Source organism: Mangrovibacterium sp. (genome assembly GCF_059905295.1).
The window spans coordinates 1-20,871 of record NZ_JBZQJF010000103.1 but is presented as its reverse complement, the minus strand read 5'-3'; the positions used below and the strand labels follow the sequence as shown (position 1 = coordinate 20,871).

General features: G+C 41.4%; 22 protein-coding genes. 10 read left to right on the top strand and 12 right to left on the bottom strand.

The window, feature by feature from the left end; genetic code table 11:
* The 3 genes from AC37HE_RS05615 to AC37HE_RS05605 form a co-directional block, all read right to left on the bottom strand.
* A partial coding sequence (locus AC37HE_RS05615; RefSeq protein ID WP_500781810.1) for a septation protein IspZ occupies positions 1 to 695 on the bottom strand: 695 nt, incomplete at its 3' end.
* Positions 696 to 698: 3 nt separating this feature from the next.
* The gene (locus AC37HE_RS05610; protein WP_500781809.1) at positions 699 to 1,214 is read right to left on the bottom strand and encodes an FKBP-type peptidyl-prolyl cis-trans isomerase; all 516 of its coding nucleotides are present in this window, start codon (positions 1,212 to 1,214) and stop codon (positions 699 to 701) included.
* 17 nt (positions 1,215 to 1,231) lie between these two features.
* The gene (locus AC37HE_RS05605) at positions 1,232 to 2,269 is read right to left on the bottom strand and encodes a DHH family phosphoesterase (protein ID WP_500781808.1); all 1,038 of its coding nucleotides are present in this window, start codon (positions 2,267 to 2,269) and stop codon (positions 1,232 to 1,234) included.
* A gap of 115 nt (positions 2,270 to 2,384) precedes the next feature.
* Between AC37HE_RS05605 and ndk the strand changes: the two genes are divergently transcribed.
* Positions 2,385 to 2,804 carry a nucleoside-diphosphate kinase gene (gene ndk / locus AC37HE_RS05600; protein WP_500781807.1) on the top strand — a complete coding sequence of 140 codons (420 nt, stop codon included), beginning with the start codon at positions 2,385 to 2,387 and terminating at the stop codon, positions 2,802 to 2,804.
* On the opposite strand, the gene AC37HE_RS05595 is transcribed toward ndk, so the two are convergent.
* Both AC37HE_RS05595 and recF read right to left on the bottom strand, forming a co-directional pair.
* Positions 2,805 to 3,095, bottom strand: a complete 291-nt coding sequence (locus AC37HE_RS05595; protein WP_500781806.1) for a DciA family protein — start codon at positions 3,093 to 3,095, stop codon at positions 2,805 to 2,807.
* Positions 3,082 to 4,200, bottom strand: a complete 1,119-nt coding sequence (gene recF, locus AC37HE_RS05590; RefSeq protein WP_500781805.1) for a DNA replication/repair protein RecF — start codon at positions 4,198 to 4,200, stop codon at positions 3,082 to 3,084. The genes AC37HE_RS05595 and recF overlap by 14 nt, the downstream gene beginning before the upstream one ends.
* 292 nt (positions 4,201 to 4,492) lie before the next feature.
* On the opposite strand from recF, the gene AC37HE_RS05585 reads away from it, so the two are divergent.
* The 3 genes from AC37HE_RS05585 to AC37HE_RS05575 all read left to right on the top strand — a co-directional run bounded on the left by AC37HE_RS05585 (position 4,493) and on the right by AC37HE_RS05575 (position 6,525).
* Complete coding sequence (locus AC37HE_RS05585) at positions 4,493 to 5,182, top strand: tetratricopeptide repeat protein (protein WP_500781804.1); 690 nt, start codon at positions 4,493 to 4,495, stop codon at positions 5,180 to 5,182.
* Between the two features lie 71 nt (positions 5,183 to 5,253).
* Positions 5,254 to 5,739, top strand: coding sequence for a 6,7-dimethyl-8-ribityllumazine synthase (gene ribH, locus AC37HE_RS05580; RefSeq protein WP_500781803.1), 486 nt, complete (start codon positions 5,254 to 5,256; stop codon positions 5,737 to 5,739).
* A gap of 54 nt (positions 5,740 to 5,793) precedes the next feature.
* Entirely contained in the window at positions 5,794 to 6,525 is a 732-nt protein-coding gene (locus tag AC37HE_RS05575; RefSeq protein WP_500781802.1) for a nucleotidyltransferase family protein, read from the top strand.
* Between the two features lie 38 nt (positions 6,526 to 6,563).
* Here AC37HE_RS05575 and AC37HE_RS05570 read toward each other — a convergent pair whose 3' ends face one another.
* The 3 genes from AC37HE_RS05570 to AC37HE_RS05560 form a co-directional block, all read right to left on the bottom strand.
* Positions 6,564 to 7,040: a Spy/CpxP family protein refolding chaperone gene (locus tag AC37HE_RS05570; protein WP_500781801.1), complete on the bottom strand. Its 477-nt coding sequence runs from the start codon at positions 7,038 to 7,040 to the stop codon at positions 6,564 to 6,566.
* 320 nt (positions 7,041 to 7,360) lie between these two features.
* Positions 7,361 to 8,203, bottom strand: a complete 843-nt coding sequence (locus AC37HE_RS05565; RefSeq protein WP_500781800.1) for an HAD-IIB family hydrolase — start codon at positions 8,201 to 8,203, stop codon at positions 7,361 to 7,363.
* A gap of 15 nt (positions 8,204 to 8,218) precedes the next feature.
* A complete protein-coding gene (locus tag AC37HE_RS05560) occupies positions 8,219 to 9,091 on the bottom strand; it encodes a pyridoxamine kinase (protein ID WP_500781799.1) in 873 nt (290 codons plus the stop codon).
* A 266-nt stretch (positions 9,092 to 9,357) separates the two neighbouring features.
* Here AC37HE_RS05560 and dapB point away from each other — a divergent pair, with 266 nt between their 5' ends.
* The 4 genes from dapB to AC37HE_RS05540 all read left to right on the top strand — a co-directional run bounded on the left by dapB (position 9,358) and on the right by AC37HE_RS05540 (position 12,482).
* Positions 9,358 to 10,074 (top strand): 4-hydroxy-tetrahydrodipicolinate reductase, encoded by a 717-nt coding sequence (gene dapB, locus AC37HE_RS05555; RefSeq protein WP_500781798.1) that lies wholly within the window; start codon positions 9,358 to 9,360, stop codon positions 10,072 to 10,074.
* Positions 10,075 to 10,077: 3 nt separating this feature from the next.
* The gene (gene lepB / locus AC37HE_RS05550) at positions 10,078 to 11,418 is read left to right on the top strand and encodes a signal peptidase I (RefSeq protein WP_500781797.1); all 1,341 of its coding nucleotides are present in this window, start codon (positions 10,078 to 10,080) and stop codon (positions 11,416 to 11,418) included.
* Positions 11,419 to 11,507: 89 nt separating this feature from the next.
* Entirely contained in the window at positions 11,508 to 11,834 is a 327-nt protein-coding gene (locus AC37HE_RS05545; protein ID WP_500781796.1) for a LapA family protein, read from the top strand.
* Positions 11,835 to 11,840: 6 nt separating this feature from the next.
* Positions 11,841 to 12,482, top strand: coding sequence for a WbqC family protein (locus AC37HE_RS05540; protein WP_500781795.1), 642 nt, complete (start codon positions 11,841 to 11,843; stop codon positions 12,480 to 12,482).
* A 32-nt stretch (positions 12,483 to 12,514) separates the two neighbouring features.
* Here the strand turns inward: AC37HE_RS05540 and AC37HE_RS05535 are convergent, their stop codons facing one another.
* Both AC37HE_RS05535 and AC37HE_RS05530 read right to left on the bottom strand, forming a co-directional pair.
* Entirely contained in the window at positions 12,515 to 12,937 is a 423-nt protein-coding gene (locus AC37HE_RS05535; RefSeq protein WP_500781794.1) for an NUDIX domain-containing protein, read from the bottom strand.
* Between the two features lie 19 nt (positions 12,938 to 12,956).
* Positions 12,957 to 13,742, bottom strand: coding sequence for a C40 family peptidase (locus AC37HE_RS05530; RefSeq protein WP_500781793.1), 786 nt, complete (start codon positions 13,740 to 13,742; stop codon positions 12,957 to 12,959).
* Positions 13,743 to 13,909: 167 nt separating this feature from the next.
* Here AC37HE_RS05530 and AC37HE_RS05525 point away from each other — a divergent pair, with 167 nt between their 5' ends.
* Entirely contained in the window at positions 13,910 to 15,976 is a 2,067-nt protein-coding gene (locus tag AC37HE_RS05525) for an HD family phosphohydrolase (protein ID WP_500781792.1), read from the top strand.
* A 55-nt stretch (positions 15,977 to 16,031) separates the two neighbouring features.
* Here the strand turns inward: AC37HE_RS05525 and ftcD are convergent, their stop codons facing one another.
* Complete coding sequence (ftcD, locus tag AC37HE_RS05520) at positions 16,032 to 17,714, bottom strand: glutamate formimidoyltransferase (protein WP_500781791.1); 1,683 nt, start codon at positions 17,712 to 17,714, stop codon at positions 16,032 to 16,034.
* Positions 17,715 to 17,726: 12 nt separating this feature from the next.
* Positions 17,727 to 18,974: an imidazolonepropionase gene (gene hutI / locus AC37HE_RS05515; protein WP_500781790.1), complete on the bottom strand. Its 1,248-nt coding sequence runs from the start codon at positions 18,972 to 18,974 to the stop codon at positions 17,727 to 17,729.
* A gap of 379 nt (positions 18,975 to 19,353) precedes the next feature.
* On the opposite strand from hutI, the gene AC37HE_RS05510 reads away from it, so the two are divergent.
* Positions 19,354 to 20,871 (top strand): DUF5686 family protein (locus AC37HE_RS05510; RefSeq protein ID WP_500781789.1); only part of this gene is annotated, 1,518 nt, incomplete at its 3' end.

Sequence of the window (20,871 nt, the reverse complement as noted above, 5' to 3'; positions counted from 1 at the left end):
GCATTAAAAACGTGCAAATGAACCACCGGATGCAAAGGCTTGGAGCCATTGTGGCAAACAGACCGTGGAGCACGCCCCAGCACCTTTCCTGTTTCATCCACAATCGGCAGCTGTTCCTCTTGCTCCAGTGCTTTATTTTGTCGTTTTTGCTTCCAGAAAGTGATCAGGAAAACCACACCAAACAAGATATAGAACAAACCACCGGAAATGAAAGCCCAGGCCGCATCTGACAGGTAGAAAGTAGCATAAAACACCAAAGCTGTATGCGCCAGAAAAATCCAGAACATGAGCTTCAGGCTTTGACGCATTTGCTGCATTTGAGCATCGTCAACTGTCATTCCCTTCATGTACCGCTGGCTCATCAACCCAACGATATTTACCCGCGAATAGGCCGAGAATGCTAGGATTGCACACAGGATCAGCTGAACCAATCCGGGCTTCAATTTGAAAAATATCTCGTTATGGAGTATCAGCGAAACGCCACCAAGAGCCAGCAACAGCAAAGTATCGAACAGCACAAATCGTTCGAAACGTTTCTCCTTCACCCAAACCCACAATAATTCGCCAACTCCGATCACCAGAGCGGCAATAAGCCCGGCTTGTGTCCCCCAGAGTTCATCAATCAGGATAAAGGCAAACAAGGGAATAAAGCCCGGCAATAATTGTTTAAAAAGCTTGAGTTGCTGGGGATTCATGGATTACAGCGCTGTTTCGTCGGGGTATATAGCCACCAATTCGATATCGAAAACCAATGGCGTATAGGGTGGAATAATGGAATAGCCAGATGGTCCGTAACCTAAGGAGGAAGGAATAATAAACTTACCGGAAGCCCCTTCATTCAAGTGGTTAACAGCATCGGCAAAACCTTCAATTAAAGAAATATTATCAGGAACATAGCGCCAAATTCCATCCTCCAGAGAAGAAGTTGAATCAAAGATGGTACCATCGGTAAAAGAGGCTGTATAGCTTATGCCGATTGAATCTCCAGGCTGGACATAGTTGCCCGCTCCTTCATTTTCAATATAATAGTAAACTCCGGCAGCCGTTGTGTCGACATCGTATCCTGCGGCAGTCCACTCTTCAATCAGGCTTGTAATCTCTGCAGCCTCGTTTTCAGCCGAATAAGTAACATCGTCTGTGTTATCCTTTCCGCAAGCGACCATCGCCAGTAAGCCGAAGGCCAACCATATATTTCGTAATTTCAGTTGTTTCATTAGTTGTATTCTCCAGATCAATCCAATTTGGTTCTTTTCAATTCAGTTCCGTATTCAGGAAGTAATTTTCGGAATCGTTCAACAACGGCACTCAAGCTGTCGAAGACCTCGCCACCTGCAGCGTTCCGGTGTCCACCACCATTAAAATGAGCCGTTGCAAACTCGTTCACAGCAAACTCTCCTTTCGAACGAAACGAGGCCTTAATCTGGTCATCATTTTCGGTAAAAAAGGCACTAAAGTGGATGTCTTTAATGGACAAAGGCATATTCACAAAGCCTTCGTTATCCCCTTTCTGGTAATTAAACCGGGCTTTAGTTTCTTTCGACAAGTACATCACTGCTGCATGATATTCGGGAAACACTTCCATACATTCACTCAGGCAATAGCCCATCAGTCGCATACGGTCCACCGAATAGTTATCGAATACCCGGCCGTGAATATCTTCCGGATTGACACCCAAAGCCAGCAATTCGCTCACGGTGTTGAAGGTTTGCGGATCAGATACATTGTAATCGAACGAGCCGGTGTCGGTCATGATTCCGCAGAACAAACATTCGGCAGCATCCAAATCGATATACTGCTCGTAACCAATTGCTTTAACCACATGAAATACCAATTCGGCAGTCGATGAATAATCAGGGTAAGAAAGCTCAATATCCGCAAATCCCTGCGGATAGGGATGGTGATCAATCATCACCCGCTTACCTTCGAAATTTTCGACCAGTTCCTTCATCTCTCCAGTCCGCGACAAATGGTTAAAATCAAGACAACAAACCATGGTTGCCTCAGCAATAATCTTTTGTGCTTTCTCACGCGCATTCACATAAACAACGAGCTCTTCGCTACCTTTCATCCATTTCAAAAACTCCGGAAAATGGTTCGGTGAAATCACGACAACCTGTTTGCCTGCATTCTTCAAAATTTGTGCAAATCCGAGCACTGAACCGATGGCATCGCCATCCGGATTAATGTGCGGAACAATAACGATTGGCTCATTTTGCTGGTCGATTGCAGCCTTGAGCTCTTTAATATATTCTGTATTAAAAGGTTTCAAAATATTCTGTTTTTAAGGTTCACAAATATAAAAAATGAAAACCGTCAGGCCTTCAAATGGTTTATTTTTTTATATTTAATGCAATCACGATTATACAAACTAACACATATCAATTATGGCAGGAAATGTAACATTAACCATCATCAAGCCAGGTGCAGTTGAACGTAACCTAATCGGCCCCATCCTGGGGAAAATTAACGAAGCTGGATTTGTAATCAAAGCTTTGAAATATACCAAACTCAAAAAAGAACAAGCCTGTGAGTTTTATGCAGAGCACGAAGGCAAACCTTTTTTTGATGATTTAACCGATTTCATGAGCTCTTCGCCGATTGTTGCGGCCATTTTGGAGAAAGAAAATGCCATTGCCGATTTTCGAAAACTGATCGGTTCAACCGATCCTGTGGAGGCCGACGAAGGCACCATCCGGAAGTTATTTGCGGCATCGAAAACGCATAATGCGGTACATGGTTCCGACAGCGACGCCAGTGCGATTCGTGAAAGTGATTTCTTTTTCTCGCGCGTCGAGCGTTTTTAACTACCGAAAAACAATTTGCTTAATAACTTCAGCACCTGCTTCTTCATTCAGGTGCTTTTTTATTTGTTCGCGCATCATAATCAGCTCATTTTTCAGAATCGGCGAACGCAGCTTAATGAATAATGTTCCGTTGGTAATCCGGATATCTTCGGTGTACGATGCAACAGTTTTCCCCATCAGGCGCTCCCACGAGCTCACAATATCTACCTCCGACAGTTTGGTTTGAAGTTTATTTTGTTCGACATATTGCCTTAAAACTTCGCTTAATTTCTCGGTATTACTCTTTCTCATCTGTTACATCGTTTACTGTTCCGTCAACTACTCTAAAAATTTTAGCATCAGCCTGCACCTCGCGAATAATCTGATCCAGGTGTTCGCGATTGGTATCCGTTATAAAAATCTGTCCGAAATGATCATCGGCCACCAACTTGACAATTTGCTCCACCCTGTTTTTGTCCAGCTTATCGAATATGTCGTCCAACAACAAGATGGGTGTCATCTCTGCCATATTCTTTATAAAATCGAACTGGGCCAACTTTAAAGATACCAGGTAGGTCTTCTTCTGCCCTTGCGAACCGATTTTCTTAATCGGGTAGTCGCCCAGTTTAAAAAGAATGTCATCTTTGTGAATTCCCACGGTTGTATATTGAATCATCCGATCGCGATCCAGATTCTCCCGAAGTTGTTCTGCAAAATCGCCATCGTACAGCTGCGATTGATGCTCCATACCAATTACTTCTTTTCCGGAAGAAATCAACTCGTAGTAATGCTGAAAAATCGGTTGTAACTGCGTAATGTATTCCACCCGCTTGGTGTGAATCTTCTCACCATACAATACCAGCTGATCGCTCCAAACCTCCAGACTTTCCTCGTTAAAAAAGCGCTCGGCAGCAAATTGTTTCAGTAACTTATTGCGTTGAAGCAAAGCCCGGTTGTATCGGATAAGTGCATCCAGGTAGGCCTGATCATATTGCGAGATGATGGCATCCAGAAACTTACGCCGCTCATCGCTCCCACCCATGATCAAATCACTATCCGATGGCGTAACAATAATCAACGGCAGCAAACCAATGTGCTCGGCCAGCTTCCGGTATTCCTTTTTATTTCGTTTGAAAGTCTTTTTCTGTCCTCTTTTCAGTCCGCAATGAATCAGTTCTTCCTGTTCATTTCGCTGGTATTTCCCCTGAATCACAAAAAATTCCTGATCATGCTGAATATTCATCCCGTCAACCGAATTCAGAAAGCTTTTGCAGAACGACAAATAATAGATGGCATCCATCAAATTTGTTTTGCCGGCTCCGTTGTTCCCGATAAAGCAGTTCAAGTCCGAGGAGAACTGTAAATCAGCCTCTTCGATATTTTTAAAATTTAGCAGTGATAAACTTTCGAGGTACATGAATTCAGAATTTTCAGAAGCAAAACTAATAAATAAAGATCAGCATTGCAGGCAGTGAACTTTTATTCTACACAGATGCTCCGCCAGGGACTTAGTACGAAGTATGGTCTTGATTTGGATATCAATCAGATGCACAATAATCCACCTTCAACATGAAAGATGAAACAGCTATTCAGGAAATAACCAACAGCAATGTGTTGATTAATATTAAATTTTATAAAACATTTCTGGTTCTTGTTTTCTAAAAAAGTATATTTTTGCGTCACAATTTTAGAATAATCATACTTAAAATATGGCAACGAACAAAGATCACAAACAGGGTGACAACCTGCAGGAAGTTGAAAATGCGTTAACGAAATCAGAGCAGTTTATTGAAGATAACCAGAAAATTTTAACCATTATAATTGGTGCAATTGTGGTGGTCGTTGCTGGTTACCTGGGTTTCACACGGTTGTATGTTCAACCGAAAGAAAAAGCAGCTCAGAATGAAATGTTCTTTGCGCAACAATACTTCGAGAAAGATTCGTTCAACCTGGCGATCAACGGTGACGGAACAAATCCTGGATTTTTGGATATCATTGAAGATTACGGCTCAACTCCGGCTGCTAATTTATCAAACTACTATGTTGGTATTTCTTACCTTCATTTAGGCCAATATCAAGATGCTTTGGACTATTTGAATGACTTTAGCACTGAAGACCTGGTTTTAGCTCCTGTATTGGAAGGTGCTAAAGGTGATTGCTATGCTGAGCTGAACGAACCGGAAAAGGCACTGAGCGCTTACAAAAGTGCTTACTCTACAAAAAACGACTTTACAACTCCGGTTTATTTACTGAAAGCCGGTCAATTGATGGAAACTCAAGGTTCATATGATGATGCTCTTGATGTTTACAATCAAATTAAAAAAGACTACCCTACTTCAACCGAAGCCCGTACAATTGACAAGTACATCGCTCGCGTTGAAATGGAAATGAAAAAATAAGTTGATCTAAAATATTTTTGAAAATCCCCTCAATGCAGGGGATTTTTTATTTTTGTAAAAAAACAAAAGCAATGGCAACAAAAAATTTATCAGAATACGATTTGGCTTCGGTACCATCTGCGGAGCACATGAAGTTCGGAATTGTAGTAGCTGAATGGAATTACGAAATTACCGGTGCTCTTGCACAAGGCGCAATGGACACTTTAATGAAACACGGAGCCAGCGAGAACAATATTACACTGAAACACGTTCCGGGAACATTTGAATTGCCTTTAGGTGGTCAGTTTCTAGCTGAGTACACCCAAGCCGATGCAATTATACTGATTGGATGCGTTATTCAAGGAGACACCCGCCATTTCGATTTTATTTGTGATGGTGTAACGCAAGGAACAACGGAGTTGAATTTGAAGTACAACAAGCCATTTATCTTTGGTGTTTTAACGACCGACAACGAACAACAGGCACTCGATCGTGCTGGTGGGCGATTAGGCAACAAAGGCGACGAAGCCGCCGTTACCGCCATTAAAATGGTTGCCTTGAAAAACGAACTACAATAATAAAAACAAGGGGCTGCAAAGTCCCTTTTTCATTAACACCAAAAACAACGACGGATGAAAGCCATGCTCTTCGCAGCTGGATTAGGCACCCGCCTAAAGCCATACACCAATGACAAACCTAAGGCACTGGTCGAAATTGGCGAAATAACATTGCTGGAACGATGCATTAACCAGCTCAAGCAAAATGGCATCCGTGAAATTGTCATCAATGTTCATCATTTTGGAAATCAGATCATCGATTTCCTCCAATCCAGGAATAATTTTGGCTTGACAATTCATATTTCAGACGAAAGTGAGGCCCTACTGGATACCGGAGGTGGTCTATTAAAGGCAAAGGCACTCCTTGCCGGAAACGAACCCATCCTACTGATTAACGTTGATGTTTTAACAAACCTGAACTTCACCGAACTTCTCCATTATCATCGGCAAAAGCAGGCACTGGCAACCCTGGTTGTTCGTAATCGCGAAACTTCCCGTTATTTACTATTCAACGAAGGGGTGTTGGTTGGTTGGAAGAATAAAAAAACCGGTGATCTGAAGACATCCCGTCCGGAAGGAATTACAGGTTCTCGGGAGTATGCTTTTAGCGGGATTCACATCATCCAACCGGAACTGCTGAATGAAATTACTGAGACTGGAAAATTCTCGATTATAGAGCTGTATTTACGATTGGCTAAAACATTTAAAATTGCGGCTTATATCGACAGCCAATCCGTTTGGATGGACCTAGGAAAAGTGGAAGAAATGGCTGATGCCGAAAAGCTGGTGAAGAAATTAGAGGACTAAAAAAGCCGCTTCATTGCTGAAACGGCTTAATATCTTTATTAATTATCATTGCCACTGTCACTTGGAGGAGGTCCCATGCGGCGTTCTTTCATACGCTCACTTCGCTCCTTAACAATTTCCTGGTACTTCGTTTTCTGTTCCGGAGTTAGCAAAGCTTCAATCTGTTTGTCTTGCGCTTCCATCCGAGTTTGCATCTCTGCACGCATTTTATCGCGATCCATTTGCTGTCCTTCTTCACGAGCTTTTTGCATTTCTTCGCGACGTTTTTCAAATTCAGCACGTTGTTTTTCCATGTTTTCAGTCAACAAAGCTTTTACTTTGGTTGTCTGCTCATCTGTTAACTTCAACTGCTCTTTCAAGCGATTGGTTTGATTTGCAACCCGTTCTTCCGGGTTCATGCGTTGCGGGCGCTGGCCATTTTCTGTTTTTGATGGTCGCTCACCACTACCACGTTGTGCCTCAGCAACTGTTATTAAGCCAAGGAACAAAACTGCAATTAGGAATAATTTCTTCATAAAATTCATTTTAAAGTTTTATTTGCTTCCTGTATTTGTTTCGATTTGAACTCGCAATAGATTGCGCTTTTAAATCTGATTTTTAAATAAAAGTCGGCATTTTGACTAAACAGCAAGCAGCAGGTTTAATACAGCGTAAGAAAATATGTGTTAAATAATGTAAAACGACGTTCAATTCGTATTTCTGAAGGACATCCTGTTCGAACCAAATTATTGGATCGAATAAGAAACTTGTGGCTAATGAATGGAATCCTTCAGTCGTCTTCAAGCGTCGTATTAAGCGGGGAAAAATTAAGTCGGAGTATTTTCTCGAAAGGAAATTAATCAAACAAATGATTCCGAACAGAACTGCTAAACCCGTTTTCCTCGTTACTCGGGGCTTTCAGGTATCTAGGTTTCAGTTCTTCCGGGCTATTGTCAACCAGGTATGAGATTGAAGTAAAATCAAGTAACTCAAGATCGTTGTAATCATTCCCAATGCTGAATGTTAAGTCATGCGGAATACCATGCAAGTCGCATAAATATTGAATGGCATTACCTTTAGAAACCGATTTGTGAAAGATTTCCATCCAAACATAACCGGTTTCCAGCGGAGAGCTCGCCCTTAAAACTTTGATATCATCAAAATGATTTTCCAATTCCGTTTTAAGCAGGTTGAAATCTTCAGCATGCTCAAAAATGACTAAAAACTGGCAGGCCGTTGAATCAATTTCTTCGGTCTTGGGCAGTAGGCTGGCATATTCATGATGAACTTTATAATACCGCTCAAATTCTTCACAAAGATGCTCACCGCGATAATACCAGCAGTACGAATTTTCCGGAATACCTTTAAAGACATAGAAATTTAACCGCTTGCCAACCAAAACATCAATGATGTGATTGACTGTGGGCTGTTCAATATTTTTCTTGTACAACAGCTCATTGTTCCGGCAATCGAAAATACCAGCACCTGTTGAGAATGCGACATAGTCGAAAGGCGCATGGTCCGGAATAACTTCCTTTACTTTCCGGTAATTGCGTCCGGTTGCAACGACACGGAGGATGCCATGCTCACCTAAAAATTCCAGCATTTCCCAATCCTCTTTGCTAATTGTTTTATCTCTTCGAAGCAAAGTTCCGTCCAGGTCAGTAGCAACTAATCCAATTTTCTTTTTGTAGTCCATAATCTCTCGCTCTCTTTAATCCAACAGCTGATAACTACTTATTTGCACCGGTGCATTCAATGAAGGCAATACCTTTTCAATCAGAATTCCCTCGGCCGGATGTTGATCATGACCAAAGGTTGCCCGCACTCCCATCGATATAAAATGAACAGCACGATCAAGGGCAATTGGCAAACTATCACCCTGCAACAAAGCGCCAACCATCACACTGGCAAAAGCATCGCCGGTACCCGGATAATTCGCAGGTAAATAATCACAGCTCACCCGCCAGTAGCGTGAATCCCCCGCATTATATGCCATCACCGATGTTTTGTTAGGCATGTTCTCTTCCGGCACACTGGTAATAATAACCTGCTGTGGCCCCAGCTCGGCCAAGCGTACGCACCACGATTTTAGCTCGGCGATACTTACCTGAGGATGATACTTTTCACCCAATAAGAAAGCGGCCTCCGTCAAATTCGGAGTAATCACTTCGGCCTTCGCAACAAGTTCTTTCATTTTCTCCACCATCAACGCATCGAAAGCAGAATAGAGCTTTCCGTTATCCCCCAACACCGGGTCAACAACCACCAACTGATCAACAGCTGCAAAATCATTGATAAAGTCTTTCATCATATCAATTTGCCCAACAGCTCCCAGATAACCCGAATAAATCGCATCAAACTGAATATTCAATTCCCGCCAGTGATCAATCATTTGCGGTAGTTCATTGGTCAAATCGCGGCCATTAAATCCGGGAAATGCACTGTGTGACGACAATACAGCCGTAGGCAGCGGGCAAACCTGAATGCCCATCGACGATAATATAGGGATAACAACGGTTAACGAGGCACGACCAAAGCCGCTTAAGTCGTGAATGGCCGCTACACGTTGCAGATGATTTCTCATAACTTAAAATTTCCCTAAAAATACAAAAGTTACTCTGAATCACTCAGGCAGCCCCCAACAAAACGTATTCGGGATACAGAAGAAAAAATCGCCAAAAAGCGGTTCATACCGTTAAGAAACCTTGGTTCACCGAAAAAATGAAGCTTAAATTGCCATTCATGATAGTTTTGTGGTGTAATTTTTATCTTTGTAAGCCTTGAATAAAAACAAACAGGTTTGAAAACACCAGATTCGAGTCAAACCGTTAAAAATAACTATTGATTTTTATGAAGATTGCACTTATCGGATACGGTAAAATGGGAAAAACCATTGAGCAGATCGCGCTCGACCGTGGACATGAAATCGTTTTAAAAATAGACATATCAAACCAGGATGACTTAACTGTTGAGAATTTGAAAAAGGCCGATGTTGCCATTGAATTTACAGTTCCAAAGTCAGCCATTGATAATTACAAGCTTTGTTTTGAAGCCGGAGTTCCTGTTGTCAGCGGAACCACTGGCTGGCTCGATCAAAAAGAATTGGTTTATAATGAGATGGAAGCTAAAAACGGAACCTTCTTTTATGCCTCCAACTTCAGTTTAGGAGTAAACTTATTTTTCGCTTTAAACAAGAAATTAGCTAAGCTCATGACCGGCCGTGAAGGATATGATGTGAGCATGGTTGAAGTTCACCACACCCAAAAATTAGATGCCCCAAGTGGTACAGCCATCTCACTGGCCGAAGATTTATTTGAGAATTACCCGGCAAAAACAAGCTGGACTTTAGATACTCCAACCTCACCGGAACAAATGCATATTGAAGCCCTCAGAGAAGGACAAGTTCCGGGTATTCACCGTATTAAATATGAATCAGAAGTCGATCACATCATGATTGAACATAGCGCTAAAAGTCGCCATGGATTTGCATTTGGTGCTGTTTTAGCTGCCGAATACAGCCACGACAAAAAAGGCTTGTTAACCATGAACGATCTCTTAAACTTATAATTCATGAGAAATATTTTAACCAACAAATGGTTTAAGTTTGCTGTAGTTGGCCTCCTTTACAGCTTATGGGTCATTTGGCTTGAAAATTATTGGTGGTTCATTGGACTGGCTGTCATTTTCGACATGTACGTCACCAAGAAAGTTCACTGGGCTTTCTGGAAAAAGAAAAATCCACCGGGAGGCAAACAAACAAAAGTGATTGAATGGGTCGATGCCATCATTTTTGCGATTATCGCAGCAACCTTCATTCGCACATTCTTTATCGAAGCCTACACGATCCCTACTCCATCCATGGAGAAATCGATGTTGGTTGGTGACTTTCTGTTCGTCAGCAAAACTGCGTACGGTCCCAAAATCCCGAATACGCCACTGTCGTTTCCGTTTGTGCATCATACTTTGCCATTGACGAAAAACACACCTTCCTATTTAACCTGGATCGAAAATGATTATCATCGTATGGCTGGTTTTGGGAAAGTGAAAAACGACGACATTGTTGTTTTCAACTTCCCGGAAGGCGATACAGTTGCCACCAATATGCAAACGCAAAGTTACTATTACCTGATTCGAAACTATGGTCGCGAGCGCGTGTGGACTGATAAACGCACCTTTGGAGATATCATCAGCCGTCCGGTCGATAAACAGGAAAACTATATTAAACGCTGTATTGCAATTCCTGGCGATGTTATCGAAATTAAAGACGGGCAGGTTTATGTCAATGATAAACCACAATCTCCGATTGCCGGCCTTCAGTACGACTATATCGTAACAACCAACGGGGTTGCCATTAATCGAAAAACACTGGAAGACATTGGCATTTCAAGAGCTGATCAACAAGCCTTTAACGGCAATCAGTTCCTTTTTCCGATGACCGATGAGCAAGTCAAAAAGATTGAAAAACTGAGTAATGTAACTTCCGTCAAAAAGGTCAATATGGCTGCCGGAAACTGGGATCACAATATTTTCCCATTCAGCGAAAAATACCCGTGGAATGTTGATAATTTCGGTCCCCTTCAAATTCCGAAGAAAGGGCAAACAGTCGACCTTAATATGGATAACCTTCCGCTTTATAAACGAATTATCCAGACTTACGAAGGCCACGACTTTGCAGTAAAAGACAGCTCCATTTATATTGACGGGAAAGTAGCCACTCAATACACCTTTGGTATGGATTACTATTGGATGATGGGTGACAACCGCCACAACTCTGCCGACTCGCGTTATTGGGGTTTTGTACCCGAAGATCATATTGTTGGGAAAGCAGTCTTTATTTGGTTATCCCTGGACAAAGAGAAAAGTTTCCCTGCAAACATTCGCTGGAAACGCCTCTTCTCATTTGTTCATTGATAAATATTTTAAACGTTAAGCACGAAAGGGTAATCCGCCATTAGGTTGATTATCCTTTTTTTCATTATTTTACGTAAAAAAAATAATCGATGTCTGCAGGAATTATCATTTTACTCTTACTCGCACTGTTATTGGTTATTTTCACGCTACAAAACAGTGTTGTCGTGGACCTCAAGTTGTTATTCTGGCAACTCTCTGATGTTCCGTTAGTTCTTACGCTGGTGGTGTGTGTTATTACCGGTTTTATCATTGCAGCGCTGCTAAACTACCCTAAAATATGGTCGTTAAAAGCGAAAATTAAAGCCTTGCAAAAAGAGCTTAATGAACTACAGGAAAAGCAAGACGAAACTGAAGAGAATCACCCGGAAGGTATTGAAATGAAAGGTGGCTCTGAAAATGATTTATTCAACGCGTAACAATTCATGCAAGATTTCCCAATTCTCCTGAGTACGGCCTACCTTCCTCCGGTACAGTACATCTCCAAGTTTTTAAAAAATCGCCATATTTGGATTGAAGGGCATGAACACTTTGTGAAGCAAACCTATCGCAACCGAGCGGTAATTATGGCTGCAAACGGTCCTGAATCGCTCATTGTTCCGATTGAAAAAGGTAGAAGTCTGAAACAAAAAATTACCGATTTAAAAATATCGTACGATACCAATTGGCAGCATATCCATTGGAATGCCATTGTTTCAGCCTACAACTCAACACCATTTTTTGAAATTCTGGAAGCAGATTTTCGTCCATTCTTCGAAAAACGATACGAGTATTTGTTCGACTTCAACCGGGAGATCCTGGAAACGATATTGGAAATTCTGGATGTCCAGCCCTCAATTTCAACTACAAATGATTTTGAAGCAGTACCCGAGCCTTTTTTGAATTTCAGAGAAGCGATTCACCCTAAAAAGCAGAAAGCACTCCCCGATCCTGAATTTGAGGCTGCTGTTTATACCCAGGTATTCGATGATAAGTTCGGTTTTACACCCAACTTAAGTATTATTGATCTGCTGTTCAATTGTGGTTCGGCTAGCTACGAGATGATTCTTCGTAGTATTCAGCAATAAATAGCCTGTTCGCCTGAATGTAAGAATAAGAGCTACCGGAGAATTTTAGCCTTGAATTCAGCAAGTACATCAGCATGATCAAAGGCCAGTTCCGGCAACTGATCAATCGAAAACCACCTGGCTTCACGGGCATCGTCTCCACCTTGTACAACGGCATTTTCCTGTGCCCAACCGTAAAACACCACAGAAATTGTTCGGCCCCGTGGATCCCGATCAACTTTATCAGCCACTAAAAACTGTGTCAAGCTGCTAATTTCCAAATTGGTTTCTTCGATCAATTCCCGTTGACAAGCATCAGCAAGTCGTTCATCCATTTCAACAAAGCCGCCCGGGAGAGCCCATTTCCCTTGGTAAGGTTCAATACCTCGCTGAATCAACAACAATTGTCTGCTTTCCTTTTTAAGCACAATGGCATCAACTGTTAAAGCCGGACGTGGATATTTGTAGGTATACATGATAACGAGGATAAATTAATTACGGCACAATTCGTTTCATGACGCGCATTTTATGAGAATAGCGTTTTGTATCAACATTGAAAATTCCAAACTGGTCAACATTATCGATTCGCACTTTTCCGGAAGCGTGAATAATCTTATTCTTTTCCCAAATAATTCCAACATGAACAATATTACCTTCTTCATTATCGAAAAAGGCCAGATCTCCGGGTTTTGCTTCATCCACAAAACTCAAGGCTTCGCCCAAATGCACCTGATCTTTAGCATCGCGAGGTAACTTTATGCCTGCCATCTTGTAAATAATCTGAGAAAAACCGGAACAATCGATCCCAAATGGTGACCGCCCACCCCACAAATAAGGGGCGTTGAAGTACATCAAGGCTCGCTGAATCATGAATTTACGCAGTTCATCCGGCTGATGATATGTAAACTTACCAGTCATTTTAAAGATTTCGCGACCAATCGAAAATTCGTGTTTGTAAGGTCTCCAGCAAGGCAAAGAACTCCCTGCCACAATCATAATATTTTGTTCCTCTTCAATCGGAATGAGGTTAAAAATATCGGTACTAACGGCAACCGGAGACTTTTCAATTTTTTCATAGGTGCGTTCCGGAATTGATGTAATCATTTTTTGATCAACCCAACCTTCGTAACCATCATAAGCCAAAACCACACGGCACCATCCCATCATTTGCTCATGCACTTCGAAATGTTCCCCAAACAGAATCTGCGAGATCATTTCACTTCGCTCTGATGGTTCTTTCCTGACCGGAATAATGCTTAAACCCGAAACTCCGTAATACATCTATTAATTACTATTTTACAAAAAAACAACACCTTTTCTCAAGCTTCTACGCTACAGAATTCAAGAGAAGTGAGTCATTTCATCAAAGAAATTATTATTTTTAGTTCTCAAAGATAACAACTACTCGCGTAGTTTTAACCGCCACTCTGGACTATAAATAGGTATTTATGAAAAAGTTATTAACCCGCCTCGGTAGATATTATAATGTATTTTTCATTGCCCTTCTTTTTTCGGCAACGATATTTATGCTGTTTCTAATCGTCCCTGGCGAAAGCCGTTTTCGCTACGAATTCCAGAAAAATGCTCCATGGCGACACGAAACCCTGATTGCACCATTCAATTTTGCCATTTATAAGCCCGATGAAGTTGTTAAAACCGAGCGGGATTCAGTAAAAGCTCAATTTATTCCATACTATCTAAAAGACAGTCTGGTAAATATCCAACAATGCAAAAATCTGGAAATTGAACTCAATAGCTTAAGTGGCGAAATAGAAGGACTAAACCAACAAAACAAGCAAACCATTGTAAATACCTTAGCACGCATATATGATGCCGGAGTGATTTCTCAATCGCCGGAAACCCACCCAATGTTAAAGGACAAAAGTGAAATTTTCGTTGTCCAGGATAAAATAATCACCGAAGTGATGCTCGACTCTATCTACTCACTCAAAACGGCATTCCAAACCTTGAGTGACACCGTAAAGTCAATATTAAAAGATAATTATAACCAGCTAAATCAAAATGCAAACTTGGCTGATTATATACAGGCGAACCTGAACTACGGCGAAGAATACAATTTACAGGAATTAAACAAAGCCTTAGATGCCGTTTCGGAGACTCAGGGAATGGTGCAGGCCGGCGAACGGATAATCTTTAAAGGAGACATTATAACGCCGGATAAATTCATGATTTTGAACTCATTGAAAAAAAGCTACGAAACCAAACAAGGACAAAACATTGACCGATACATGCTAATTATTGGCAAGTTGATTATCATTCTGGCGTGTATCCTCATTTTGATTCTTTACCTGGCTTATTTTCGAAACGAGATTTTCAAGGAAAAAAGACATTTGACCTTCATTTTGATGATGATTGTACTAATGACTTTCACATTCCGGTTTATTCTGCAACATGATTTTATTAACGTATATGTCGTCCCATTCGCAATCTTACCCATTCTGCTTCGAATCTTTTTCGACTCAAGGACTGCCATATTTTCGTTGTTAGTAACCTCTCTGCTAATTGGTTATTTTGCTCCCAACAACTACGAGTTCATCTTTCTAAACCTGATTGCCGGTTTTATCGCAGTCTTCAGTCTCGACAAGCTACACCGTCGATCTCACCTGGTTTTTACGGCTTTATGGGTCTTTATTACTTATAGTGTACTCTTTATCGCCCTCTCGATGATCCAGGAAGGAAACTTTGATGCGATCCGTTGGAACGATTTGGAATGGTTTGCCGGTAATGCCATGTTAATCCTGCTGGCTTACCCGCTGATTTATATTTTCGAAAAATTATTTGGTTTCGTATCCGATGTTACTCTAATTGAACTTTCTAATACCAACCAACCGCTATTGCGAAAACTATCTGAAGAAGCTCCGGGAACATTTCAACACTCGTTGCAGATTGCCAGCCTTGCAGAAGCAGTCATCCACCGGATTGGCGGTAACCCTTTTTTAGCTTATGCCGGAGCTCTCTACCACGATATTGGCAAAACCAATCAGCCGGTTTACTTCATAGAGAATCAATCAGCAGGTATGAGCCCACACAACACGATGGATTACAAAGAAAGTGCCCGTGTGATTATCGATCATGTTACTTACGGTGAAAAGCTGGCTCGTCGTCATAAGTTACCGGAGATATTGATTGATTTTATTACAACCCATCACGGTACGATGCAAGCGAAGTATTTCTATACCTTGTACAAGAATGAACACCCAGAGGTAGCTGCTGACCCCAAAGATTTTACTTATCCCGGACCACGGCCACAAAATAAAGAAACTTCCGTCGTCATGATTATTGATGGTATTGAAGCAGCAACACGAGCTCTGAAAGAGAAAAACAGAGATACAATTCGTGAGGTAATTGAGAAAATGGTTCAGCAAAAAATTGATGACGGCCAATTGGATAATGCTGCTTTAACTCTTCGGGATATTACAATTATTAAAGATACGCTACTCGAGAAATTGATGAATGTCTACCACGTTCGAATTGAGTATCCAAAGGAAAAATAATAATCAGGAAAAGAAAAGCACTCTGTTCGGAGTGCTTTTCTTTTCCCAACTTAAACTAAGCAATCTTTTCGTAAACGACTTTCAGTATTTCCTGTTCTTTTACTTCGGCCTTATAGAATAATTCTTCGGCCCGATGCTTAAAGCTTGCCGATAATACCGGATCGTTTAATTCTTTGAGATTAATCAAAACATTTAAATAGGCTCCATGAACGGCAGTGCGACCACAGAGTGCACCAACACCGGCATCCGAAACAGAATTGGGATTTCCATGTTCGGCCATCTCTCCAATTACCGACAAGGAGTTCAAGGCTGCTTCCATGACAGCCAAGGGAGTTTCAATCGCTGCAATCGTTGCTTTTTTGATTGCTTCAATTCTTGCTGATTTTTCTGCATCGGAAGACTTCGGGAGACCATAAGCATTCATAATCCGGTTGAAAGCCTTCGTATCCTCATCAACCAATTGTAGCAATTTAACTTGATGTGTTTTAGCCTGATCTGCCCATTGGGAGAACTCATCCCATCGATTATCCCAGCCACGTTTATGTGCCGACAAATTAGCAACCATACCTCCCAAGGCAGCTCCCAAAGCTCCAACATAGGCTGAAACTGAACCACCACCCGGTGCCGCAGACTCTGATGCAGCCTCATTCATAAAATCGGTCAGGCTTTTTCCACGCAGTAAGCTTGTGTGATCTTCCAACAAATATTCGATAATTCGCTCTTGTGGATTAAACGGAGCCAGCTCATCCAGTCCCATCGATTTAATCGCTATTTTGATGATCTCATCGTCCGATACACCGATTGAACGATGTTGCTTTCGCAGAAAATATTTCCCGGCTTCCAACAGGGCATTCAAGGGGATTAAGCCAACCAACTCGGAACCGGTAACACGCATTCCCCGATCATGAGTACTTTTACAAACCGCTTCGAAAGCTTTATGAATCGGGGTGACGGTAATATCGGTCAGGTTCATCGAAATTTGGGCAATACCGTACTCTTCAATATACCAGCCTATAGCTCTTACTTTTTGTAAGCTTCCGGGAATACGTACCGGTACTCCTTGCTTATCTTTGACAATCTTACCGGTAATCGGATCACCTTCGCGCAATACACGGCCTGATTCACGAACATCGAAAGCAATTGCATTAGCTCGCCGAACCGATGTAGTATTGAGGTTTATATTATAAGCAATTAAAAAATTACGGGCACTTACGGCTGTTGCTCCAGCCTGCTCATTCAGTTCGAGAGGGCCAAAATCCGGTTTTCCCTGCGGATCTTTCAATTTTTGAGCTAAGCCCTCATATTCTCCGGAGCGACAATAAGCCAAACTTTTACGCTCCTTACTGAAAGCAGCAAACTCATAGCAATACACATGAATAGCCAACTCGTCGCCAATACGCTGAGCTAACTTTCGAGCGTAAACAACGGTCTCTTCCATCGTAATATTGGCAACCGGGACCAAGGGGCAGACATCAGTAGCCCCGAAGCGAGGGTGCTCACCATGATGTTTTCGCATATCAATCACTTCAGAAGCTGTTTTCACAGCTCGAAAAGCCGCTTCCACAACTGCATCCGGAGACCCAACAAAGGTGACAACGGTCCGGTTGGTTGCTTTACCCGGATCTACATTTAACAGCCGGATACCTTCAACACTCTCAATAGCATTAGTTATCTGCTTAATAACAAGTAGATTTTGCCCTTCACTAAAATTAGGAACACATTCAATCAACTGGTTCATAAACAATCTTGCTTAAATAATTTGTCCGTCCAAAATCACTGTTTCAATTAAGTTTCCGGCATAATGATACGGGATACTGCTATAGCCCGGTATTTCTTTCGTAATAAACAGATTTCCAAGTTTCCCTTTGCAGATACTGCCACAAATACCATCAACCCCCATTGCATAGGCACTATTTATCGTCGTTGCATTGATAGCTTCTTCGGGTGTCATTCTGTATTTTATGCAGCCCATAGCTACCATAAAGTTCATATTTCCCGATGGTGAAGAGCCCGGGTTGTAATCCGATGCCAGTGCAACAGGCAAACCTGCTTCAATCATATCTCGAACAGGCGAATAAGGCAGATTTAAAAAGAATGCAGCTCCGGGCAGCACTGTTGGCATTGTTTCGGTACCTTTGAGAGCTTCAATTTCGTCGGGTCCCACATGCTCCAAATGATCAACTGAAAGAGCATTATATTTTACACCAACTTGTACTCCTCCGGTTAAACCTAACTCATTAGCATGCACTTTGGGCCTAAGCCCGTGCTTCAACCCGGCCATCAATATTTGCTCCGCTTCCATAGGAGTAAAAAATCCCTGATCACAAAACACATCAATATAGTCAGCCAATTCTTCGGCTGCAATTACAGGTAACATTTCGTGAATGATTTGCTCAATATACTTTTGTCGGTCATCTTTAAACTTTCCGGGCATTGCATGTGCACCCAAAAAGGTCGATTTAACAACCATGGGACTGTCTTTTTTAAGGCGTCGAATTACACGGAGCATCTTTAACTCCGACTCAGTGCTCAAACCATAGCCACTTTTGATTTCCACAGCACCGGTTCCCTGCATCGCAATCTCATGTAAACGACGCATAGCAGCGTCATAAAGATCCTCTTCCGAGCATTCTGCCATTGCGCTTGCACTATTTAAGATTCCTCCTCCCCGTTTAGCAATTTCTTCATAACTCAGTCCATTTATCCGGTCTACGAACTCTTGCTCTCTGGATGCTGCATAAACCAAATGCGTGTGCGAATCGCAATAGGAAGGCATAACAATCCTGTTTGTACAATCCAACTCAACCAGCACATCATTATCCAGTTTTTCATCATTCAGATCTTTCATTGGTCCAAAACCCTCGATTATACCATCCCGCATAACCAGGTAAGCATTATTTAACACCGATAACGATGCCATTTGCTTTCCCGACTTAAAGCGAACGTTACAATCTGCAACCTGAACCAATTCCCTAATGTTCTCGAGTACGATTCTCATAGATGTAATTATTATACTACAATTTAAAAAAACAATTGAGATAATTTAGATGCTAAATATCATATCAGGAAAATCTCTTTAACAAGACAAAAGATTATTATATAATTGTCTCATTATTAATTTAATTCAAAGGGATATTTACCCAATCACCCCACAAAAACGATCACTTTCCTAACTCCCATTAATCTATCTACACTTTAATAATCAAAAAGTTACTATTAAACACCATTCAGTTAAGGTAACAGTGCATTTTTTAAAAAAAATTGTAAAAAGTGAAAAGCTATATTTTTTTTATTCATTTTTACAGCAGGATTCGATCGCTTTTATGAAGCCATGAGAAAGCGAAAGAGTTTAAGAGTTTCAGATACGGAAAACAAACATGCTAAAACAAACCATTAAGGTTACACACGCGCTTATCTTGCTGTGTTTTATCATTTTAACACATGCAACTTTGGCATACGGTCAGCAAAAAATGTTGACTGGATCGGTTACTGATCTAGAGACGGGAGAACCAATTCCGTTTGTCAATATCATCATCAAACATACCACGACTGGTACTACGACTGACACTTTGGGAAATTTCACATTAAAATTCCCGGCATTAACCGACACGTTATATTTCACGGCAATTGGCTACAACCCGATTAATAAGTTGCTCCCCAGAGAGGACATGCACAGTATTTCAGTCGTAATGAAACCTGAAACTTTCGATATATCTGAAGTTCAGGTTGCCCCCGATGAAGGTCCTATGCGCAAATTATTCCGCCACATTATGGATCGTAAAAAGGAAAACAACCCGGATCAGTATAACAAGTATTCGTACAAAAAATACTCTCAGTGGGAATATCAAATCAATAACCTTGGCGATAAGATTCTCGATTCAAAAGCGTTCAGAAAAAATAGCAATGTCATAAAAACCGGGAAAGACAGTACCAAGTACCTCCCACTCTATTTCTCAGAACAGCTGGTATTTAATGAAATTCAAAAGGATCCGGCAAAAAAGAAATCGACTGTTTTAGCCGATCGAACAAACGGAGTAGGTATTCTCAATAACCTGGAAATTTCAGGCTATACCAGTGCTTTGGATATGGAGGTGAACTTCTATGACAACTTCATCAATATCTTCACTCAAAACTTTGTAAGTCCGCTGGCCGAAAACGGGTGGTACTATTACAAATATTTTCTGGCCGATAGTTCCAAAGTTGATGGGGTCATGCACTATCGTGTGCACTTTCAACCACGTCGGGCTGGTGAAAATACATTTAAAGGGTATTTTATAACGGAAAACAAATACTATTCAATCGTTGAAATTGATGGTGATCTTTCCTCCACAAGCAACTTAAACTTTTTGAAGCGCCTTCACTTAAACAGCGAATATTATTTTGTGAATGACTCGACGCCATTTTATAAGCGTAACCAGATTGATGCTGTTTTTGACTACATACCCTTTAAAACACCGAAAAAGGATACCAAGCGCGTTTCACTGTTTTATACACAAAACGCAACAATTGAAGATGTTGTCATTAATCCGCCGGAAGAGATAAAACTAAGCGCACCGAAAGCAAAATATGAAACAGTAAAGCTTCCCGACGCTTTAGACCGGGATTCAACCTACTGGGCCAAGCATCGACTGGCTCCGCTAACCGACAAACAGATCGCCGCGACACAGGTTATCGATTCAATAAGCAACATAAAGCAAATCAACATCTTAAATAACCTTGCCCGCATGTCGATGACCAGTTATTACGATCTGGGGAAATTTGAAATCGGACCATTCACCAGCTTTTATAACACCAATAAGGTTGAAGGGAATAAAATCTTCATGGGAGCCCGAACAAGTGAAGAAATCAGCAAAAATTTCATGGTTTGGGCCGGGCTGGGTTATAGTACCCGCATT

What these genes read in the sequence shown, in the direction of transcription:
- AC37HE_RS05610 (WP_500781809.1), bottom strand. Translation starts at nt 1,214, where the DNA reads ATGAAACAACTGAAATTACGAAATATATGGTTGGCCTTCGGCTTACTG.
- ndk (WP_500781807.1), top strand. Translation starts at nt 2,385, where the DNA reads ATGGCAGGAAATGTAACATTAACCATCATCAAGCCAGGTGCAGTTGAA.
- AC37HE_RS05595 (WP_500781806.1), bottom strand. Translation starts at nt 3,095, where the DNA reads ATGAGAAAGAGTAATACCGAGAAATTAAGCGAAGTTTTAAGGCAATAT.
- recF (WP_500781805.1), bottom strand. Translation starts at nt 4,200, where the DNA reads ATGTACCTCGAAAGTTTATCACTGCTAAATTTTAAAAATATCGAAGAG.
- AC37HE_RS05585 (WP_500781804.1), top strand. Translation starts at nt 4,493, where the DNA reads ATGGCAACGAACAAAGATCACAAACAGGGTGACAACCTGCAGGAAGTT.
- ribH (WP_500781803.1), top strand. Translation starts at nt 5,254, where the DNA reads ATGGCAACAAAAAATTTATCAGAATACGATTTGGCTTCGGTACCATCT.
- AC37HE_RS05575 (WP_500781802.1), top strand. Translation starts at nt 5,794, where the DNA reads ATGAAAGCCATGCTCTTCGCAGCTGGATTAGGCACCCGCCTAAAGCCA.
- AC37HE_RS05570 (WP_500781801.1), bottom strand. Translation starts at nt 7,040, where the DNA reads ATGAAGAAATTATTCCTAATTGCAGTTTTGTTCCTTGGCTTAATAACA.
- AC37HE_RS05565 (WP_500781800.1), bottom strand. Translation starts at nt 8,203, where the DNA reads ATGGACTACAAAAAGAAAATTGGATTAGTTGCTACTGACCTGGACGGA.
- AC37HE_RS05560 (WP_500781799.1), bottom strand. Translation starts at nt 9,091, where the DNA reads ATGAGAAATCATCTGCAACGTGTAGCGGCCATTCACGACTTAAGCGGC.
- dapB (WP_500781798.1), top strand. Translation starts at nt 9,358, where the DNA reads ATGAAGATTGCACTTATCGGATACGGTAAAATGGGAAAAACCATTGAG.
- lepB (WP_500781797.1), top strand. Translation starts at nt 10,078, where the DNA reads ATGAGAAATATTTTAACCAACAAATGGTTTAAGTTTGCTGTAGTTGGC.
- AC37HE_RS05545 (WP_500781796.1), top strand. Translation starts at nt 11,508, where the DNA reads ATGTCTGCAGGAATTATCATTTTACTCTTACTCGCACTGTTATTGGTT.
- AC37HE_RS05540 (WP_500781795.1), top strand. Translation starts at nt 11,841, where the DNA reads ATGCAAGATTTCCCAATTCTCCTGAGTACGGCCTACCTTCCTCCGGTA.
- AC37HE_RS05535 (WP_500781794.1), bottom strand. Translation starts at nt 12,937, where the DNA reads ATGTATACCTACAAATATCCACGTCCGGCTTTAACAGTTGATGCCATT.
- AC37HE_RS05530 (WP_500781793.1), bottom strand. Translation starts at nt 13,742, where the DNA reads ATGTATTACGGAGTTTCGGGTTTAAGCATTATTCCGGTCAGGAAAGAA.
- AC37HE_RS05525 (WP_500781792.1), top strand. Translation starts at nt 13,910, where the DNA reads ATGAAAAAGTTATTAACCCGCCTCGGTAGATATTATAATGTATTTTTC.
- ftcD (WP_500781791.1), bottom strand. Translation starts at nt 17,714, where the DNA reads ATGAACCAGTTGATTGAATGTGTTCCTAATTTTAGTGAAGGGCAAAAT.
- hutI (WP_500781790.1), bottom strand. Translation starts at nt 18,974, where the DNA reads ATGAGAATCGTACTCGAGAACATTAGGGAATTGGTTCAGGTTGCAGAT.